This is a genomic window from Pseudomonas sp. Sample_24 (assembly GCF_004307605.1).
Classification (GTDB): Bacteria; Pseudomonadota; Gammaproteobacteria; order Pseudomonadales; family Pseudomonadaceae; genus Aquipseudomonas.
This window is the reverse complement of the sequence record NZ_RCNW01000127.1, coordinates 2,684-5,288: the sequence shown is the minus strand read 5'-3', so window position 1 is coordinate 5,288 and position 2,605 is coordinate 2,684. Positions and strand designations below refer to the sequence as shown.

2 protein-coding genes and 1 pseudogene are annotated in these 2,605 nt (G+C 57.8%); all 3 read right to left on the bottom strand.

What is annotated here, in order from left to right:
- Positions 1-572, bottom strand: a pseudogene (locus D8V06_RS06370) (2-oxoglutarate dehydrogenase E1 component); the annotation flags it as partial.
- A gap of 261 nt (positions 573-833) precedes the next feature.
- Positions 834-1,538 carry a succinate dehydrogenase iron-sulfur subunit gene (locus D8V06_RS06365; RefSeq protein ID WP_056852962.1) on the bottom strand — a complete coding sequence of 235 codons (705 nt, stop codon included), beginning with the start codon at positions 1,536-1,538 and terminating at the stop codon, positions 834-836.
- A gap of 11 nt (positions 1,539-1,549) precedes the next feature.
- The coding region (locus tag D8V06_RS06360) for an FAD-binding protein (protein WP_241667784.1) at positions 1,550-2,605 on the bottom strand (1,056 nt) is incomplete at its 5' end.

The following is a 2,605-nucleotide window of genomic DNA, read 5'->3' as shown; positions in this document are numbered from 1 at the left end:
CGCTGCTGGAACCACTGGCGCTGCTCGGAATCGGTGATGTGCGTGAATTCAGCGCCGATGGTGCGGCAATATGTCTGCTGCAACGCTTCGTGAATTTCGCGTAGGCTCGCTTCCTCTTTGCCGATGAACAGGTCGCCGGCACGGAAGGTCGTATCAAGATCGGCATTGGTCAAGCCGTAATGATTGATCGACAGGTCTGCAGGTGCAGGACGCTGCCACAGCCCCAGCGGGTCAAGCTGGGCTGCCTGGTGGCCACGCATACGGTAGGCCTGGATCAATCGCAGCACTTCAACTTGCTTCTTCTCGTGCTCACTGCTCACGCTGCCGGCGGAAACCGGTTGGGCGCGGCGCTGGTTCTTTGCCAGCAAGACGAAATGATCGCGAATTGTGGAGTGCGAAACATCGGTGGCAGAGTTGCCGTCAGCTGGCAACTTCTGGAAGTAGGTGCGCCACTCTTCTGGCACAGCGTTAGGGTCGTGCAGGTAGAGCTCGTAGAGCTCTTCCACATAGGCAGCGTTACTACCGGATAGGTAGGCGCTGTTCCACATGCGCTGCATCACGCTTTCTTGCATGCTTGGTCACCCTCGGTTAGGGGAACACCACCGGTGTCGACACCGAGCAAACTTGCAGAAGTCCGAATGCAGCGACCAAAACAAGCCACTAGGATCACACTGATAGTCCGGGTACCAGCCCGGATGCCCCTGCTTGTCTCATTTCTTCAAAATAAGAGCCGCAGCCTTATAAGCTGCTGCTCAGGTTAAAACTACGGCGCCGGTTGAAGCCTGCGCCGCAGCATCTACGGGTACAGCGGTACTACATTTGCAGCAGCTGAATCACACGCCGCTTTGCAGCAACATGTTACGGATGTGACCGATGGCCTTAGTCGGGTTCAGGCCTTTCGGACATACGTTGACGCAGTTCATGATCCCGCGGCAGCGGAATACGCTGAACGGGTCATCCAGCGAAGCCAGTCGCTCGGTAGTCTTGGTATCGCGGCTGTCTGCCAGGAAGCGGTACGCTTGCAGCAGGGCAGCCGGGCCCAGGAACTTGTCCGGGTTCCACCAGAAGGATGGGCAAGAGGTCGAGCAGCAAGCGCACAGAATGCACTCGTACAGACCGTCGAGCTTTTCACGCTCTTCCGGGGACTGCAGACGCTCGATGGCCGGAGCCGGCGTGTCGTTCTGCAGGAATGGCTTAACCTTCTCGTATTGCTTGTAGAAGATGCTCATATCGACGACCAGGTCACGGATAACCGGCAAACCTGGCAGAGGACGAACGATCAACTTGTTACCTTTTACAACAGCAGACAGTGGCGTGACGCAGGCCAGGCCGTTCTTGCCGTTGATGTTCATGCCGTCGGAACCACATACGCCTTCACGGCAAGAGCGACGATAGGAGAAACCTTCGTCCTGCTCTTTGATCAGGGCCAGTACGTCCAGCACCATCAGGTCTTTACCACCGGTATCGACCTGGAATTCCTGCATGAACGGCGCGGCGTCCTGATCAGGGTTGTAACGATAAACGCTGACTTGCAACATGGCGGCCACCCTTAATAAGTCCGAATCTTAGGTTCAAAAGTCGGAACAGTCTTCGGCGAGAAGTTCACAGCACGCTTGGTCACGCGCTTGTCACCCGGGAAGTACAGGGTGTGGCACAGCCAGTTTTCGTCGTCACGATCTTCGAAGTCTTCACGGGCGTGAGCGCCGCGGGACTCTTTACGAACTTCGGCAGCGATGGCGGTAGCTTCAGCCACTTCCAGCAGGTTTTGCAGTTCCAGAGCTTCGATACGCGCGGTGTTGAACGCTTGCGACTTATCGTTGATCTTGACGTTGGCGATGCGCTTGCGCAGATCGGCCAGCTGGGCAATACCCTTCTGCATGTATTCGCCGGTACGGAATACACCGAAGTAGTTCTGCATGCAGTTTTGCAGCTCGCGACGCAGGGTCGCCACGTCTTCGCCCTCGGTACGCTCGTTCAGAGCGGACAGGCGCGCCAAGGCAGCTTCGATGTTGGCGTCGGTGGCGTCGTCGTATTCGATACCGTCGGTCAGCGCCTTTTCCAGGTGCAGGCCGGCAGCGCGACCGAATACCACCAGGTCGAGCAGCGAGTTGCCGCCCAGACGGTTGGCACCGTGAACCGATACGCAAGCCACTTCGCCCACGGCGAACAAGCCAGGGATGATGGCGTCGGCGCCGTCAGCGTCCTGAGTGATCGCTTGGCCATGAATGTTGGTGGCAACGCCGCCCATCATATAGTGGCAGGTCGGAACAACCGGAACCGGAGCAACCACCGGGTCAACGTGTGCGAAAGTCTTCGACAGTTCGCAGATGCCTGGCAGACGACTGTGCAGCACTTCCTCGCCCAGGTGGTCGAGCTTGAGCATTACGTGGTCGCCATTCGGACCGCAACCATTGCCGGCGATGATTTCTTTAACCATCGAACGGGCAACTACGTCACGACCGGCAAGGTCTTTGGCGTTCGGAGCATAACGCTCCATGAAACGCTCGCCGTGCTTGTTGATCAGGTAACCACCTTCACCACGGCAACCTTCTGTAACCAGTACACCGGCGCCGGCGATGCCGGTCGGGTGGAACTGCCACATTTC